The sequence below is a fragment of the Vibrio sp. 1069 genome, from assembly GCF_033340555.1.
On the sequence record NZ_JAWOWP010000027.1, the window covers coordinates 1 to 16,421 of the forward strand.

At 45.7% G+C, this 16,421-nt stretch carries 16 protein-coding genes, 1 tRNA gene and 1 riboswitch; of the genes, 11 read left to right on the top strand and 6 right to left on the bottom strand.

The genetic code is table 11. The features are described 5' to 3' along the window. The first annotated feature begins 134 nt into the window (after positions 1–134). The 9 genes from R7040_RS22780 to thiH all read left to right on the top strand — a co-directional run bounded on the left by R7040_RS22780 (position 135) and on the right by thiH (position 8,996). Positions 135–211, top strand: a tRNA-Trp gene (locus tag R7040_RS22780). A gap of 244 nt (positions 212–455) precedes the next feature. Next, entirely contained in the window at positions 456–1,838 is a 1,383-nt protein-coding gene (locus R7040_RS22785; RefSeq protein ID WP_064354419.1) for a multicopper oxidase family protein, read from the top strand. 123 nt (positions 1,839–1,961) lie between these two features. Beyond that, on the top strand, positions 1,962–2,345 hold the full coding sequence (gene crcB, locus R7040_RS22790; protein WP_005378811.1) for a fluoride efflux transporter CrcB: 384 nt from the start codon (positions 1,962–1,964) through the stop codon (positions 2,343–2,345). Positions 2,346–2,405: 60 nt separating this feature from the next. Next, a riboswitch (TPP riboswitch) is annotated at positions 2,406–2,504 on the top strand. 163 nt (positions 2,505–2,667) lie between these two features. Then, positions 2,668–4,608, top strand: coding sequence for a phosphomethylpyrimidine synthase ThiC (gene thiC / locus R7040_RS22795; RefSeq protein WP_318081591.1), 1,941 nt, complete (start codon positions 2,668–2,670; stop codon positions 4,606–4,608). Further along, entirely contained in the window at positions 4,608–6,023 is a 1,416-nt protein-coding gene (locus R7040_RS22800) for a thiamine phosphate synthase (protein WP_318081592.1), read from the top strand. Before thiC ends, R7040_RS22800 begins: the two co-directional genes overlap by 1 nt. Continuing rightward, complete coding sequence (locus R7040_RS22805) at positions 6,010–6,783, top strand: HesA/MoeB/ThiF family protein (protein WP_318081593.1); 774 nt, start codon at positions 6,010–6,012, stop codon at positions 6,781–6,783. The genes R7040_RS22800 and R7040_RS22805 overlap by 14 nt, the downstream gene beginning before the upstream one ends. Positions 6,784–6,821: 38 nt before the next feature. Beyond that, the gene (gene thiS, locus R7040_RS22810) at positions 6,822–7,076 is read left to right on the top strand and encodes a sulfur carrier protein ThiS (protein WP_005378804.1); all 255 of its coding nucleotides are present in this window, start codon (positions 6,822–6,824) and stop codon (positions 7,074–7,076) included. A 5-nt stretch (positions 7,077–7,081) separates the two neighbouring features. Beyond that, the gene (locus R7040_RS22815; RefSeq protein ID WP_005397059.1) at positions 7,082–7,849 is read left to right on the top strand and encodes a thiazole synthase; all 768 of its coding nucleotides are present in this window, start codon (positions 7,082–7,084) and stop codon (positions 7,847–7,849) included. A gap of 34 nt (positions 7,850–7,883) precedes the next feature. After that, the gene (gene thiH / locus R7040_RS22820; RefSeq protein ID WP_017821780.1) at positions 7,884–8,996 is read left to right on the top strand and encodes a 2-iminoacetate synthase ThiH; all 1,113 of its coding nucleotides are present in this window, start codon (positions 7,884–7,886) and stop codon (positions 8,994–8,996) included. 141 nt (positions 8,997–9,137) lie between these two features. Here thiH and R7040_RS22825 read toward each other — a convergent pair whose 3' ends face one another. Next, a complete protein-coding gene (locus R7040_RS22825; protein WP_017821781.1) occupies positions 9,138–10,928 on the bottom strand; it encodes an aminopeptidase P family protein in 1,791 nt (596 codons plus the stop codon). Between the two features lie 203 nt (positions 10,929–11,131). Then, a complete protein-coding gene (locus R7040_RS22830) occupies positions 11,132–12,073 on the bottom strand; it encodes a LysR family transcriptional regulator (RefSeq protein ID WP_005378791.1) in 942 nt (313 codons plus the stop codon). Between the two features lie 107 nt (positions 12,074–12,180). On the opposite strand from R7040_RS22830, the gene R7040_RS22835 reads away from it, so the two are divergent. Together R7040_RS22835 and R7040_RS22840 are read left to right on the top strand one after the other, a co-directional pair. Next, positions 12,181–13,374, top strand: a complete 1,194-nt coding sequence (locus tag R7040_RS22835) for a multidrug effflux MFS transporter (RefSeq protein WP_005382927.1) — start codon at positions 12,181–12,183, stop codon at positions 13,372–13,374. A gap of 91 nt (positions 13,375–13,465) precedes the next feature. Then, positions 13,466–13,747: a hypothetical protein gene (locus R7040_RS22840; RefSeq protein ID WP_005378786.1), complete on the top strand. Its 282-nt coding sequence runs from the start codon at positions 13,466–13,468 to the stop codon at positions 13,745–13,747. 31 nt (positions 13,748–13,778) lie between these two features. On the opposite strand, the gene R7040_RS22845 is transcribed toward R7040_RS22840, so the two are convergent. From R7040_RS22845 to R7040_RS22860, 4 genes are all read right to left on the bottom strand, one after another. Next, on the bottom strand, positions 13,779–14,234 hold the full coding sequence (locus R7040_RS22845; RefSeq protein WP_017821782.1) for a DoxX family protein: 456 nt from the start codon (positions 14,232–14,234) through the stop codon (positions 13,779–13,781). Positions 14,235–14,244: 10 nt separating this feature from the next. Next, complete coding sequence (locus R7040_RS22850) at positions 14,245–15,003, bottom strand: DNA-binding domain-containing protein (RefSeq protein ID WP_017821783.1); 759 nt, start codon at positions 15,001–15,003, stop codon at positions 14,245–14,247. Then, positions 15,000–15,872 (bottom strand): DUF692 domain-containing protein, encoded by an 873-nt coding sequence (locus R7040_RS22855; RefSeq protein ID WP_017821784.1) that lies wholly within the window; start codon positions 15,870–15,872, stop codon positions 15,000–15,002. Before R7040_RS22855 ends, R7040_RS22850 begins: the two co-directional genes overlap by 4 nt. A 99-nt stretch (positions 15,873–15,971) precedes the next feature. After that, the gene (locus R7040_RS22860) at positions 15,972–16,232 is read right to left on the bottom strand and encodes a DUF2282 domain-containing protein (protein ID WP_005378779.1); all 261 of its coding nucleotides are present in this window, start codon (positions 16,230–16,232) and stop codon (positions 15,972–15,974) included. Positions 16,233–16,421: the final 189 nt, after the last annotated feature.

The following is a 16,421-nucleotide window of genomic DNA, read 5'->3' on the forward strand; positions in this document are numbered from 1 at the left end:
TGGTAGTTCAGTTGGTTAGAATACCGGCCTGTCACGCCGGGGGTCGCGGGTTCGAGTCCCGTCCACTCCGCCACTTAATATCGACAACCTCGCTTATGCGAGGTTTTGTCAAATCTAGAATATGAAAATTCTATAGGGGTGTAGCTCCAATTGGCAGAGCAGCGGATTCCAAATCCGCGTGTTGGGAGTTCGAATCTCTCCACCCCTGCCACATATCAGGCTCTGACTTAGGTCAGAGCCTTTTTTGTATCTGGTTTCTTCTCATTATTACAGCTTATTTCTACTCTTATCCCGTAAGTATGGCTTTCTGCTGTACTTTGGCAGCATTTAATCTACTGAACGAACGAAACTACAGTTAGCTGTAATGATCAGTGGCCCGAAATTTTAATAATAAAGGGGAATCACTATTTATATTTAGTTACACTCAACCGATCTGGATTAATGAGTAACTATGTATGGATATATCTCGTCGACGCTTTCTTCAATCATCCTTAGCAATCTCCGCGCTTGCCGTTCTACCTGCATGTTCTCTATCTAGGAGCACTAATAAGCAGGGGCAATATATATACGATATCACTGCAGAGCCTTCTACTGCAGAATTAGTCCCTGGGTTTAACACAGACGTACTCGCATTTAATGGTTCGATTCCAGCGCCTGTGATTCGTTGTCGCCAAGGCGAGAAAGTTATAATTCGGTTTACTAACAAGCTTTCAGAGCCGACTACAATCCACTGGCATGGCTTGCGAATCCCTATTGAAATGGATGGTGTACCTTTCTTGAGCCAGCAGCCTATCATGCCAGGTGAAACATTCGTTTATGAATTTACACCACCAGATGCGGGCACATTTTGGTATCACCCACATATGAATAGTGTGAAGCAGCTTGGTAAGGGCTTAGTCGGGCTAATTGTCGTTGAAGAGGCAGAGCCTGTTCAGTTTGATGAAGAGCATGAAGTCGTCCTCAAGCATTGGCACTTAGACAAACAAGGTCAGTGGAAGAACCTTATGGTGCCGCGCTTGAGCGCTCGTATGGGGACTCCCGGAGAGTGGAGTAGCGTCAATGGTGTGCATGAACCTGTTTATACGCTGAAGCAGAATGCTACCACACGATTAAGAATTGCTAATGTCGATAACACCATTACTTACCCGATCGCTATAGAAGGCGCAGAGGCTTGGGTTATTGCTATTGATGGTAACCCTGTTAAAACGCCTTATAAGCTCACTCAGCACAAAATTGGTCCGGGAATGAGGTTAGATATCGGATTGATTGCTCCAAAGGCTGGAAAACGTGTTTATGTGCGTCAAATGAAAGGACGCTTCCCATTCCTTTTGTGCGAGTTTGACGTTGTTGAGTCTGACCTGTCGAACAACCAGAAACTGCCTTTATTACCTCTCAACCCTGTGCCAGCTCTCGATTTGAAAAATGCAGAGCAAATCGATTATGTGTTTGAGTGGGAGGGGGCGATCACTCCTGCTGATAAATCGGGCAAAGCGATACCTAAATTCTGGCTGATGAACAAACGGGCTTGGGAGGGAATGAGCAAAGATAATATTCCAGCGCCCCTTTCAACATTGGAGATGGGAAAAACCTATATCTTCAACCTAAAGAACGTCACCCAATATCATCATCCTATTCACCTTCATGGACACACATTTACGGTTCTTGAGTTAGATGGAAAAAAACTCGACGAACCGTTTCATACCGATACGGTCTTGCTTGGAAAAAACGGCAGTGCGAAAGCGGCATTTGTTGCAGATAACCCTGGACGTTGGATGTACCATTGTCATGTGATCGAACACATGAAGACGGGGTTGATGGGTTATATTGAAGTAAAGTGACTCCTGTAACTTTTTAAATCTTGATAAGTTTTAAGCGCTATAATTTGCTGAATTCTAAGATTGTATAATCACTATTGCCGTAAATTTGATTACAATGTCTCCATTAACTTTTCTGGGGGAATTATGGGACAACTATCCGTTTTGGGTTTTATTGCATTGGGTGGTGCATTTGGTGCATGTTCTCGTTACTTAATTTCTGAACTTTGTGTCATTTTATTGGGGCGTGGTTTTCCATATGGTACGTTAACCGTTAACGTTGTTGGCTCATTTATGATGGGCTTATTGATAGCAGCTTTCGATAATGAACTTTTGGCAACGGAACCTTGGCGACAAGTGATTGGCTTGGGTTTTTTAGGCGCACTAACGACGTTTTCCACCTTCTCGATGGATAATGTTTTGCTTATGCAGCAGGGCGCTTTCTTTAAGATGGGGTTGAACGTATTGTTGAATGTCGTGTTAAGTATTTCAGCGGCGTGGATAGGCTTTCAATTATTGATGCGCAGCTAGCAAAGTAGTTAAAAATTGAACAGGTCGGCTTGGTTTCACCAAGCCGTTTTTATATACTGACATCACTTGTCGGAGTGCCATAAGGCTGAGACCGTTAATTCGGGATCCGTTGAACCTGATCAGATTAGAATCTGCGAAGGGAACAAGAGAAGATATTCACACCGGAGTTCTTTCTGGTTGATCTATCAAAAGTCGAATGTTGTTACAGGCAAATATCGTAAGCTTTAACTAGCCTTAATTTGACTCCTCTTGTCGCATCTATCCGCCAAGCATTTTTATCCAATTACTTTTTATCTAGTATAACAAAGCAAGGAAAAATGCTATGTCGAGTCGCAAACAAGCGAGACTGGAAGCAAAACAGTTCATTGATACACTCTCGGTACAACCGTACCCCAATTCAAGCAAAGTCTACGTAGAAGGCTCACGTCCAGATATTCGTGTACCCATGCGTGAAATATCACTCGCTGATAGCCTTATTGGAGGCACAAAAGAAGCGCCTATTTTCGAACCTAATGAGCCAGTACGCGTTTACGATACCTCGGGTGTATACACAGATCCAGAGCACACCATAGACCTCTATAGCGGCTTACCTAAGCTGAGAGAAGGGTGGATTGAAGAGCGTGCCGATACTGAGCTACTTGATGAAGTAAGCTCGGTGTACACCAAAGAACGCTTAGAAGACGAAACACTAGACGATCTTCGTTACGGTAATCTACCACGTATTCGACGTGCCAAAGATGGCCATTGTGTGACCCAATTGCACTATGCTCGCAAAGGTATTATTACCCCAGAAATGGAATACATCGCGCTGCGTGAAAACATGGGGCGTGCCAAGTATCGCGATGAAGTGCTGAATCAACAGCATCCGGGTCAAAGCTTCGGAGCGAACCTACCAAAAGATATTACCGCCGAATTCGTGCGTAAAGAAGTCGCCGAAGGTCGCGCTATTATCCCTTCCAATATTAACCACCCAGAATCCGAACCAATGATCATTGGACGTAACTTTTTGGTCAAAGTGAACGCCAACATCGGTAACTCATCGGTCACTTCTTCGATTGAGGAAGAAGTAGAGAAGTTAGTATGGGCAACGCGCTGGGGTGGCGATACCGTTATGGATCTCTCTACTGGACGTAACATCCACGAAACTCGCGAGTGGATTCTACGTAACAGTCCGGTTCCGATCGGTACCGTACCAATGTATCAAGCGCTTGAGAAAGTGAATGGTGTTGCGGAAAACCTTAACTGGGAAGTGATGCGCGATACCCTGATTGAGCAAGCAGAGCAGGGCGTTGACTACTTTACTATCCATGCCGGTTTACTACTTCGTTATGTGCCAATGACTGCAAAACGCGTTACTGGCATCGTCTCTCGTGGTGGTTCTATCATCGCGAAATGGTGTTTAGCGCATCACCAAGAAAGCTTCTTATATACCCACTTCCTAGAGATCTGTGAAATCTGTGCTAAGTATGATGTGGCACTTTCTCTCGGTGATGGTCTGCGTCCTGGCTCGGTGGCCGATGCTAACGACGAAGCGCAATTTGCAGAGCTTCGTACCCTTGGTGAGTTAACCAAGATAGCGTGGGAATACGACGTACAGGTGATTATCGAAGGTCCTGGTCATGTTCCAATGCACATGATCAAAGAGAACATGGAAGAACAGTTAGAGCACTGCCATGAAGCTCCTTTCTATACCCTTGGCCCATTGACGACAGACGTTGCTCCTGGTTACGACCATATTACTTCAGGTATTGGCGCTGCCATGATTGGTTGGTATGGCTGTGCGATGCTTTGTTATGTAACGCCTAAAGAACACCTTGGCTTACCGAACAAAGAAGACGTGAAAGTAGGCATGATCACTTACAAGCTTGCTGCGCACGCCGCTGATTTAGCGAAGGGACACCCTGGTGCACAAGTTCGTGATAACGCGCTGTCTAAAGCTCGCTTCGAGTTCCGCTGGGAAGACCAATTTAACTTGTCGCTCGACCCAGATACCGCACGCGCTTTCCATGATGAAACCTTGCCTCAAGAGTCTGGAAAAGTTGCTCACTTCTGTTCGATGTGCGGACCAAAGTTCTGCTCTATGAAGATTTCGCAAGAGGTACGAGAGTACGCGAAAGATACTGAGCAAGTTGCTGCGGACCAAGCTATCTCAATCAAAATGCTGGATGATCCTCTTGAGGGGATGCGTCAGAAATCGCAAGAATTTAGAGATACAGGTTCTGAGCTATACCATCCAGCAGCACATGCCGAGGTGAGTGACTAATGAGCAAAATCCTTATTCCGTCATCATTGATTGAACTGACAGGTTTAGTTCAGCAATGTTTGTTGTTGGCGAAAGAACAGGGTTTTAGCATCGAAGACATTGAGTTGGGTGTGAGCCCAACTCAATCTATTCAGCTTGTTCGCGACCAACAGACCACACGCATAACGACAGATCTTATTGATGGTTATGACTCTGAGAATGAGAGTTCATTTGTGCTCTATTACCGCTCTGCTTTATCGGTAGAAGCGTGTGCTAAGCAACCGTCGAAAGCGATTTATATTGGCATTGCTGATACGCAAGTATCCGATGAAAAGGAGAAAGTGCTTCAGCTTGATATCTGGCGTCACCCAATTCACAACGAAGTGAGAGCGCTTTCCGTTAAGTCCAAATTCAACGCAATGTTCGATCCCGAACATCACCTTGCTTGGATAGTAACGCTGACAGTACTCGATTTTCCTATCGAAGATGCGTTAACACTTGCTCGAGGAATGCTAACTCAACAAGCGAATGTTTCACGTGAAACACTGTTTAATGGCAACCTTGACGAGGGACGAACTACTCAGTGGGCTGACCAATTTGATAATTTCCCCACACCTGTACTGGAGGATAACCGACTAGGTATTCAAGTTGGTTGGTCTGCACAAGGCGAGAGCGTTAGCTTTCCAATTCTGACTAAGCAAAGTCTAGGGCTCTATCCAGTCGTTGATGATGTTGCTTGGATTGAGCGTTTACTGCCACTAGGCATCAACACTATTCAACTGCGAATCAAGAACCCACAACAAGCCGATTTAGAACAACAGATCATTCGAGCAATTGAGCTAGGTCGTCAGTATCAAGCACAAGTGTTCATCAATGATTATTGGCAGCTGGCAATCAAGCATGGCGCTTATGGCGTTCACCTAGGACAAGAAGACATAGAAGAATCGAATTTGGCTCAGCTAACTAAAGCCGGTATTCGTCTTGGTCTTTCTACTCATGGTTATTACGAACTACTGCGCATCGTACAAATTCATCCTAGCTACATCGCACTAGGGCATATTTTCCCAACTACCACTAAACAGATGCCATCGAAACCACAAGGATTGGTGCGCTTGGCTCTGTATCAAAAGCTGATTGATAGCATTCCTTATACAAATACAGAGGCTGCTTTCCGTCCTGCAAAAGACAAAGCAGTTAGTGACTATGTGCTTGGCTTTCCGACTGTCGCGATTGGGGGTATTGACCAATCTAATGCAGACCAAGTTTGGCAAACGGGCGTCTCTAGCTTGGCAGTAGTACGTGCTATTACCTTGGCAGAATCACCTCAGTCCGTTATCGAGTTTTTTACACAACTGATGAAGGAAAGACAGCTAACGTTTACTGATCAGAATAGTGAGTTGGCGCTTAGTAAGAGAGGCGAACATGCTCACGGATAAGCAGTTCCTTCGCTATCAGCGCCAAGTCGCTCTGCCTGAAATTGCCGAAATTGGGCAAGAGCGTTTGAGCAAATCGCATGTGCTGATCATCGGTTGTGGTGGGTTAGGGAGCGCAGCGAGTTTGTACTTGGCATCAGCGGGTGTTGGTAAATTGGTTGTGGTTGATGACGATGAAGTTGATAGCAGTAACCTACAACGTCAGATCATTTATCGTGAACAAGACCTCCAAGTTGCGAAAACAAAAGCGACTGTAAAGCAACTGACTGACCTTAATTCTATGGTTCAAATTCGTGCTCTCAATAAGCGATTAGACAAAGCACAGCTGCAGCTTGAGGTGATGCTAGCTGATGTTGTGCTCGATTGCACCGATAACATGCCAACGCGCCAGCTCATTAACCAAGTTTGTTTCGAGCAAAATACGCCGCTCATCTCGGCGGCGGCAATTGGTTGGCAAGGGCAATTCGCTGTTTTTGATTACCAAACATCAAGTGAACAAGAAGTACAGAGTAAAGCCTGTTACCGCTGTTTGTATCCGTTCGACGAATTACCGCAAACGCAAAAGTGCAGTGAGAGCGGTGTCGTCGGTCCGGTGGTGGGCACACTTGGTAACTACCAAGCGATAGCGGCAATTCAAAAACTGGCGACGGGAAAGTTTCATGTCGAGACTGCCAAGTTACACCTGTTCGATGGATTGAAGCTGCAATGGCAAACCATGGCGATAAGTAAAGATAAACAGTGCCAAGTGTGTGCTCAGATTTAGTTTACGAGTAATGGGCAGAATTAAGAGAGTTGGAAGCAATGACGTTATCAGAACAACAAACAACACAAATGACAGCTGCTGACTTAGATGTGATCACTATTGTCATCAATGACCAGTCACATCAAGTTGCCAGTGAGTCAAATCTACAGCAAATCATTAGTCAATTTGCGCTGCCTGAAATGGGCTGTGTTTTTGCAATTAATAACAATGTTGTGCCGCGCAGTGAGTGGGCTAGCACAGTTCTTTCACAGGGAGATAGCATCTCTTTGTTTCAAGCGATCGCAGGGGGTTAAAGTCGATGCTTAAAATTGGTGATAAACAATTCGAATCAAGACTGTTCACGGGAACAGGGAAGTTTGCCAACAGCCGATTAATGGCAGAAGCGATTCAAGTATCGGGTTCTCAACTTGCGACCATGGCGTTGAAGCGTGTGGATGTGAACGACCAACAAGACGATATTTTGCTGCCGTTAGTACAAGCGGGCGTGAACTTATTGCCGAACACCTCAGGTGCAAAGAATGCTAAAGATGCTGTGTTTGCAGCACAATTGGCGAGAGAAGCGTTAGGTACAAACTGGCTAAAACTGGAAATTCACCCAGACCCGAAGTACTTGATGCCCGATCCAATTGAGACGCTTGCGGCCGCTGAACAACTGGTTCGTGAAGGCTTCATTGTCCTTCCTTACTGTCATGCTGATCCGGTTCTGTGTAAACGATTGGAAGAAGTGGGTTGTGCAGCGGTCATGCCATTAGGTGCGCCGATCGGTTCCAACAAAGGGATAGTTTCTCACGATTTCCTAGAGATCATCATCGACCAAGCTAATGTTCCAGTGGTTGTCGATGCGGGTATTGGTGCTCCTTCACATGCCGCGCGTGCGATGGAAATGGGAGCGGATGCCGTGCTCGTTAATACTGCGATTGCAGCTTCGAGCGATCCCGTTGCGATGGCGAAGGCATTTAAGTTGGCGGTAGAGTCGGGGCGTATGGCTTATGAAGCCGGACTTGCCGGTAAGGTTTCTCATGCGGTTGCGTCGAGTCCACTGACGTCATTCCTAGATGAGCTTTAGTACTAGATTGGTTTAGCTATTAAGCGAGGAAAACATGAGCTTCGTTGAACAATTTAAGCAGCTTAATTGGGATGACATTTCGATGTCGATCTACGCGAAAACGGCACAAGATGTTGAGCGAGCATTGAATAAACCCAAGCGTGATTTGGAAGACTTTAAAGCGCTAATTTCACCAGCGGCTGAAGCGTACTTAGAGCAGATGGCACAACTGTCATACTCGGCCACTCGCAAGCGTTTTGGTAATACCATGTCGCTTTATATTCCACTGTACCTTTCTAACTTGTGCGCCAATGCTTGTACTTATTGTGGCTTCTCTATGGACAACAGAATCAAGCGTCGTACTTTGAATAGGGACGAAGTGGCTGCAGAAGTTGAGGCCATTAAACGCATGAAGTTTGATAGCGTATTGCTGGTGACTGGCGAACACGAAACCAAAGTGGGCATGAAATACTTCCGCGAAATGGTGCCGATGATTAAGAAGCGCTTTAACTATTTGGCGATGGAAGTGCAGCCGCTAGATCAAGACGAATACGCAGAGCTCAAGACATTGGGTTTGGATGCGGTGATGGTCTATCAAGAAACGTATCATCCTTCGACTTACGCCGAGCACCATTTGCGAGGTAATAAAATGGATTTCGAATACCGATTGGATACACCCGATCGTCTTGCAAAAGCAGGCATCGATAAGATCGGTATTGGTGCTTTGATAGGATTGGAAGAGTGGCGTACCGACTGTTTTTATGTGGCAGCGCACTTGGACTATCTTGAGCGCACGTATTGGCAGACTCGTTACTCAATTTCTTTCCCACGTTTACGTCCTTGTGAGGGTGCGCTCCAACCAAAATCAGTCATGACGGATAAACAGCTTGTGCAGTTGATTTGCGCTTATCGCTTGTTGAATCCAGAAGTGGAGTTGTCATTATCGACTCGTGAATCACCGAAGTTCAGAGACAATGCATTACCGTTAGGCATCACTAGTATGTCTGCTGCATCGAAAACTCAGCCGGGTGGTTATGCGATGGATGATGCTGAACTCGAGCAGTTTGAGATCAGTGACGAACGAAGCGCGGGTTCTGTGGAAAATATGATTCGAGCCAAAGGTTTTGACCCTGTATGGCGAGATTGGCACTCAGCGTATTCCGGTTAAGCAATAAATAAAGCCACTGGTCATCGTTATGTTTCACGTGAAACATAGGCAAAAAAAGAGGGTTGATGCAAAACATCAACCCTCTACTTTTTCTAGCTTCTAGCTTCTAGCTTCTAGCTTCTAGCTTCTAGCTTCTAGCTTCTAGCTGTGTGCTACTGGTAGTGTTGCTTGACGAAGCCACTCTTTCACATTGCCTTCAACTAGCGGGCTGATCTCATCCCATACTTTCTGATGGTAATCATTCAGCCAAGCAAGTTCTGGACGAGTTAGCATATCAACGTTGATATTGCGCTTGTCGATTGGGCAGCGTGTTAGTGACTCAAATGACAGAACAGGGAAGTCACCGTTAGTTGGTGTTTCAACAACAAGCTCTAGGTTCTCGATACGGATACCAAACGCATCCGCACGGTAGTAACCTGGCTCGTTGGATAGCACCATGCCTTCTGTTAGAGGCACGTCGATTTGCTTCTTCGAAATGCTCGCTGGACCTTCATGAACACTTAGGAAGTGACCAACACCGTGGCCAGTACCGTGGTCGTAATCGTAGCCTTCCGCCCATAGGTGCTGACGAGCTAGTGTATCGATTTGGTAACCACGTGTGCCTTTCGGGAAACGTGCACGAGCAACACCGATGTGACCTTTTAGTGCGAGAGTGAATTGTTTAATCATCTCTTGTGAAGGCTGACCGATCGCAATGGTACGCGTGATGTCTGTTGTGCCATCTAGGTACTGACCACCTGAATCCACTAGGTAAAGTGTGTTCAGCTCTAGCTTGCCAGGTTCAGGTTGGTTCTCGTGGTTGTAGTGACACATCGCTGCGTTGCCACCTGCTGCCGAAATAGTATCGAAGCTAAGGTCCATAAGCGTTGGGTCTTCGCTACGGAACGCTTCCAGTTTGTCTGCCAGCGTCGCTTCATCATGCAGATTACCTGCAACGACTTCTGCATCTAACCAAGATAGGAACTTGCTCATCGCCACGCCATCACGGATATGACATGCTTTCATGCCTGCGATTTCAACTGCGTTCTTCGCCGCTTTTGGCATTAGGCATGGATCAGCTTTACTCACCACTGATGCACCAGCATTTTGTAGAACCAGCTTAAACCATGCGTTACTTGTCGCAGGGTCAACCAGTACATTCTTGCCAGTTAGAGTTTCTAGTCGTGCTTGTAATGCTTCTGGGTGATGAACTGTTACGCCAGAACCAACGTGAGCGTCAAACTCAGCAGGTAGGCGCGCTGGCTCTAGGAAGTATTCCACGCTTGAGTCTGAATGCAGAATCGCGTGAGAAAGCAGAACTGGTAGACGTGATACATCTAGACCACGAACGTTGAGCAACCAACAGATAGAATCAAGTGCTGTGATCACCGCGCTGTCTGCGCCGGCTTTTTTCACGAGCTCTGCGATTTCTTGGCGCTTACTTTCACTTGATTGACCAACCGCTTCTGTTGCCATTAGGCGAACGTCAGAAACCACAGGAGCAGGGCGGTCGTGCCACAGCTCATCAATTGGGTTGCTGTCGAGAATCTTAAGCTCAAGTGCACCTGCAAGTTTTGCTTGTGCCATGTCTAACCAAGCAGAGTTATGCATGCGAGGGTCGATTGCCACAGACGCGCCATTTGCAAGATGGTCTTTAATCCAATCTAATGCAGGCTCTTCAATCAGGTGACGGTATTCGAATAGATCAGCAGGAACCTGCTTGGTGACTTGTACCGTGTAGCGACCATCAACAAAGATAGCAGCTTTGTCTTTGGTGATTACCGCAGCACCAGCAGAACCAGTAAAACCAGTTAGCCAATGTAAACGCTCGTTGTGCGCTGGTACGTATTCGCCCAAATACTCGTCTTCATGTGGGACAAGTAGGGCATCAATATTATGTTGTGCTAGCCATTCGCGAATTGCATTCACGCGGCTTTGGGTATCGTTGTGCATCTGTGTTATTCCTTCAAATTACCGCTCCTTCATGCTCAGGTGTGGGAGCTGTTTCCATCTGCTTCATGCAGTTTACGATTCCATTGAGGCTCGCAATCACTTCAATAGAGTCGGAGTACAACTAGGCCATAGATGAGCCAAAAAGGACTACGACAGTTAAGCTACTCATTTTAGCCGCTAAGCGCAAATTGAGTGCGGTGTTTTTATCTAAGGTGATCGGTTTTTTGTGTGATCATCGTACGTAGCCAGCCTAATGCAGGGTCGTTTTCTCTATCTCGGTGCCAGAATAAAGTGTAAGCCATAGGTGGGAATTCTAACGGTAGTGGCAGCACGACCAAATCAAGCTGTTTGGCCGCAAGTTGCACAAAATGACTTGGCGCAGTAAAGATAAAGTCGGTGTATGAACATAAACTTGCGGCACTGTTAAAGTCGGGCACGGTGACGGCAATATCGCGGTCGGCGCCAATATCTGCAAGGCGATAATCCAGCAACCAACGGTCGTTGCCATCACAACGTACTTGTACATGGCGTAGGGCGAGATAGGCTTCCAGATTCCAAGGTTGTTTTAGCGCAGGATGGTTTTTGCGAATGATGCACATTTGGTAATCACGATAAATTTCCAACTCGCAAATGTCATCGGGTGGTTGGAGAGTCAGCTTGGCATCGTTTATATCGATATCTTTTCCAGTTAAGCCTAAATCCAGTTCGCCGCGTTGAAGCATTTTAAATGTATTATCCGACCACGGGTGTGTGCTTATGGTCACGCCAGGTGCTTGTTGAAAAATCGCCGGTAAGAAATGGGGTAGAATGAGAGGGTAGACACTCTCTACAGCTGCTATTTGAAAACGGTATTCGCTGCTTTGCGGAGAAAACTCTTCGGGTTGAGTCAGCACTTCTAACTGATTTATCAACAGATCCAGTTTCGGTTTAAGAAACAATGCGCGCGGCGTAGGTGTTAATCCATGTGAGTTTCGAGTGAAAAGCGGGTCATCAAATTGAATGCGCAGTTTAGCCAGTGATTTACTTACGGCGGATTGGCTTAAGCACAATCGGTGGGCCGCACGAGTAACATTTAACTCTTCAATCAGCACTTTAAAGCAGACCAATAGATTTAAATCGATACGAGCCAGTTTTTCGACGTTCACAGTGAATTTCCTCTGAGGAATAATGCTCATGATTATACATCATTTCCATTCATATCATCAGATGATTAAGCTTTACCCAAAGTTCTTTATCCAATTCGGAGTGTTGTGTGTCTAGCCAGTTTTCTAATAGTAAAAAACAGATGGCGTTATTGACCCTTTTGGTTCTTTTCAGTCCTTTAGCGATTGATATTTATCTACCTGCTTTACCTCTTATTGCTTCCACTTTTCAGGTCGATAATGCGCTAGCACAAGACACGATCACTTGGTTCTTATTTGCTATGGGTGTTGGTCAGCTATTCGCAGGTCCCTTAGCAGATAAACTCGGACGTCGAACTGTTGCATTGGGCGGTATCACCATTTACGCGATGAGCGCTTTATTGGCGTGGAGTGCTCAAAATATTGAGTGGATGTTGGTTTCCCGACTGCTACAAGGCTTAGGTGCGTGTGCGACATCGGTAGCAGCCTTTGCAACAGTTCGCGATATCTTTGGCCCGGAAAAAAGCGGCAAAATGATCAGCTACCTTAACGGTGCGATTTGTTTCATTCCGGCTTTAGCTCCAATTCTAGGTAGCTGGTTAACTCAACAATTTGACTGGCGTGCTAACTTTAGCTTTATGGCGGGTTTTGCTGTGGTGTCTGGATCATTGATGTTTTTTATGATGAAAGAGACTAACCCGTCAACAGAAAAGCAAGCCGTGTTTAAGCTTAGTCGGTATTGGGCAGTGCTTAGCACACCATCTTTTGTTTTCCATGCGTCATTATGCTTGATGGCGATGGCGGTTATTCTTGCTTACGTTACCTCAGCACCGTCGGTATTGATGACGGGGATGGGGCTGTCGATGAATGAATTCACTTTCTGGTTTGGTGTAAATGCGGTGATAAACATTGCGGCATGTATGCTGGCGCCTAAGTTTATGGAGCGCGTTGGAACTCACAACACCTTGGTCACCGGGATCTCAACTCTGGGTCTCGCAGGTGTGATCATGCTAGTGATGAATGGTCAGAATACCGCGCTTTCTTTCATGTTACCTATCTTTATGTCTTCTGTAGGTTTTGCATTCATTCTGGGTGCAGCGGCAGGGAAAGCGTTAGAACCGTTTGGTGATAAGGCGGGCACGGCAGCTGCACTGCTTGGATTGTTCCAAATGAGTGGCTCTGGTTTGTTGGTGGGTACGCTGCAACGCTTATCTCTGGATCCGCAAACCTTGATTGCAATTCATATGTGGGTCCTATTACCTGCGTTGGTCGTTCTGTTTACAAAAGCAGGGAAGAACTGGCACTCGAGCTTTGCGAAAGCGTAAATCAGTGTAATTTAGTATTTTCCAATGTAAGTAAGGCGTGTATATTTGTCACTCAGACTTTTCCTGACACCATAACGGAACTCAAAAAGTAATGTCGTTAACCACGTATGAAATGGCTCGTATTCTAGAGCAAATGGAAGATTCACCAGAAAAGGTGATGTTTGGCAAGTTGCTTAATGAGCTGGGTAATCAAAGCTCCGAGCGTATTCGTAGTGCGGCTAAACAAGTACCTCTGCCAATTTTGCGTGATATCGTGTACCAATTTCAGCAAGTGATTGAGTCACGCAAAGATGAACAAGTCGAGCAGATGGCAAAAGACCTCGCTCAGCAAGGTATCTCAGCAGAAGAGCTACTGGCTTACTTGAATAAATAATAAAAAATCCCCGCATGATGCGGGGATTTTTTTAGCTCGTCATTTTCTTTTTCAGGATGTGGTCCAAAGACAGCGGTCCTGGCCCCCATACGATTACGATAAGAATCATCAATCCCCAAAGTTGGTGGTCATAAAAACCTTTCTCCCACAACAGTGGGTAAGAGATCACTGCGATGATGTTGAACACAAACAGCATTGCTGCCATCGGGCGGGTAATCAATCCCAGTGCCAAGAACACCGGTAGAACCAACTCCGCAGCCGTACCTAAATAAGCCGCCAATTCCCATGGCAAGATTGGCACTTGGTATTCCAGCTCAAATAAGTACAACGTGCTATCCCAAGACGAGATTTTGATTAGTCCTGAATTGAAGAACACCCAAGCAACCCAAAAGCGGCAAAAGAGAAGTAGTAAAGGGACAAAGGCTGCTTGTAAGGTACTGATTAAATCGTCATACCGATTCACTAAGTTTTTAACCGTATCCTTCATAGAGTGCTCCTTAGATTGATTGCAATGTAAAGCCGTCAACAATATCGAGTGCCATGATGCGATTGAGATGAGCGAGTAAAACTTCAGGTATTTCGCTCAAACTCTGCTTCTGCTCTAAACATTGCAGCAGTTGGAACACATCGGCATCGAGTGCGTGACACAAGGCTTCTCCATTGGCTTGAATCGAGATGACACCTTGCTGTAATTGGTTGATATTAAGTTGTTCGAATTGCCCAGTTTGAATCGCACTAAATAGATCGAATACTGCGTAGTTGGAGTCAAAGCTGCGGCAGCCCTTTTTAAGGTGTAAGACTAAAGCGGGTTGTTGCTCTTCACTCACTTCGCCAAGTAACGCAAGCGGTTTTAATTCCGCTGCATTGGATTGTTCATACTGTGCTTGACGAGCTAGGTCGATATGCCACTCGAAGCGTGCGACTTCAGGGCTGTAAGGTGCTTGTGCGATCACCTGACTGAACTGCATGATGGTGTCTTGAAAGCCTTCGCCATAATGCACCACATTTCCTTCTTCTAATGGGTAAGAAAGAACATGCTGGCGAGATATCTGTTCAAAGCATTCTTCACCAAGCAGCGCTTCAACCATCGGGTAGGTCGCGGATAACACCTCGCTTAAGCTGACGATAAAGTTATTGCGGTAAATCTGCATGCGTTCATCAGCGGTAAACGTATCACTGGCAATATCGCAATCTTCACCGAGTGCTTGATAGTGTAGGGCTTTAGCAAACTGGCTTTGTAAGGTGGCTAGATTCATGATGCCTTCCTTGGTTCGCTTTGTTCACTTGGAAGTGTGCCTTGCAACAGTAGTTGCGATGCTTTCTGTGCTTCTTCGAGCAAGACTTCTGGCGCGGGGATATCCAAATCCCATTCAATCAACGTATGACGTGGACCGTGTTTTTTTGTCCACTGCGCGAACAGTTGCCAAACTTCATCACTAACTGGGCGGCTATGGGTATCAATCCATATCTCACCTTTGTCGAGTTGTTTGATGGTAAAACCTGCCAAGTGAATCTCATCCACTTTGTCGGCTGGAATCGCATCTAGGTATGTGTCGCAATCAAAACCGTGGTTGAACGCCGAAACATAAACATTGTTTAGATCGAGCAATAAACGACAGTCAGTGCGCTTTTGCACTTCGGTAAGAAACTCCCATTCGCTGATGGTCGAATGTTGAAACTTCACATAACTAGATGGGTTCTCTATCAAGATCTCGCGTTGCAAATATTCCTGCACTTCATTCACGTTACGAGTGAACACGTTGAGCGCTTCTTCCGTATACGGAAGTGGAAGCAGGTCATTAAAGTAGTGACCGCCGTTTTCACTCCAACTTAAATGGTCAGAAACAAGGATTGGGTCGATTGAGTTAATCAGTGCTTTAAGTTGCGCAAGATGCTTTTGACTAACACGTTCCACCGAACCTAGCGACAAACCAATACCGTGGCAACTAATTTGATATTGCTCACGAAGCGTTTGTAGCTGATGGCGCTCTGTTGCATTGGGTTGGAAATAGTTTTCACTGTGGATTTCTAACCAAGACAACTCGGGTTGGTTTTGGCTAAAGTAATCGAGGTGAGGGGTTCTTAATCCAACTCCAACAAGGTCGTGGAAGGTGTGGTGTTTCACGTGAAACTCCTTTTCAAATCGTGCGGGAAGAGAAGGATGCGTCTTGGCTTTGCGTTGGTTGAGCGTCAACGCATCCTCACAATAGCTAGCGATAAGAGATTATGAAGAAGAAGTGCTACCGCCAGCGAGTTTGTCACAAAGACCTTTTGGTACGACTACGAATGCGTCTTTTTGGTTATCTTCTTTAGAAGTACCAGCGCATGAGCTGCTTTTTGTTGCACAGTCGTTTTTACCTGCTTTAGAAACGCCATAGCACTTTTCTTTTTCAGCAGCGACAGCTGGAGCTGCAGTTAGCATTGTGCCACCAAGAGCTAGAAGACCAGTAACAGCAGCAGTAACAGCTAGATTCGACTTTTTCATAATAAATTCCTCTGAATGATTTCCTTTACTTTAAGTTGGCAAGATGAATCGCCTGTTTTGGCGTTTTTGTTATCAACTTGCTTAACTTAAAAGATAGGAAACTGGCTAAAAAACTTTCAGAAAAATTTCTGAAGTAAATAGGTTTGTAGGGTCAAATAGGTATAACTAATTGATGTGTTGGGCAAAAAA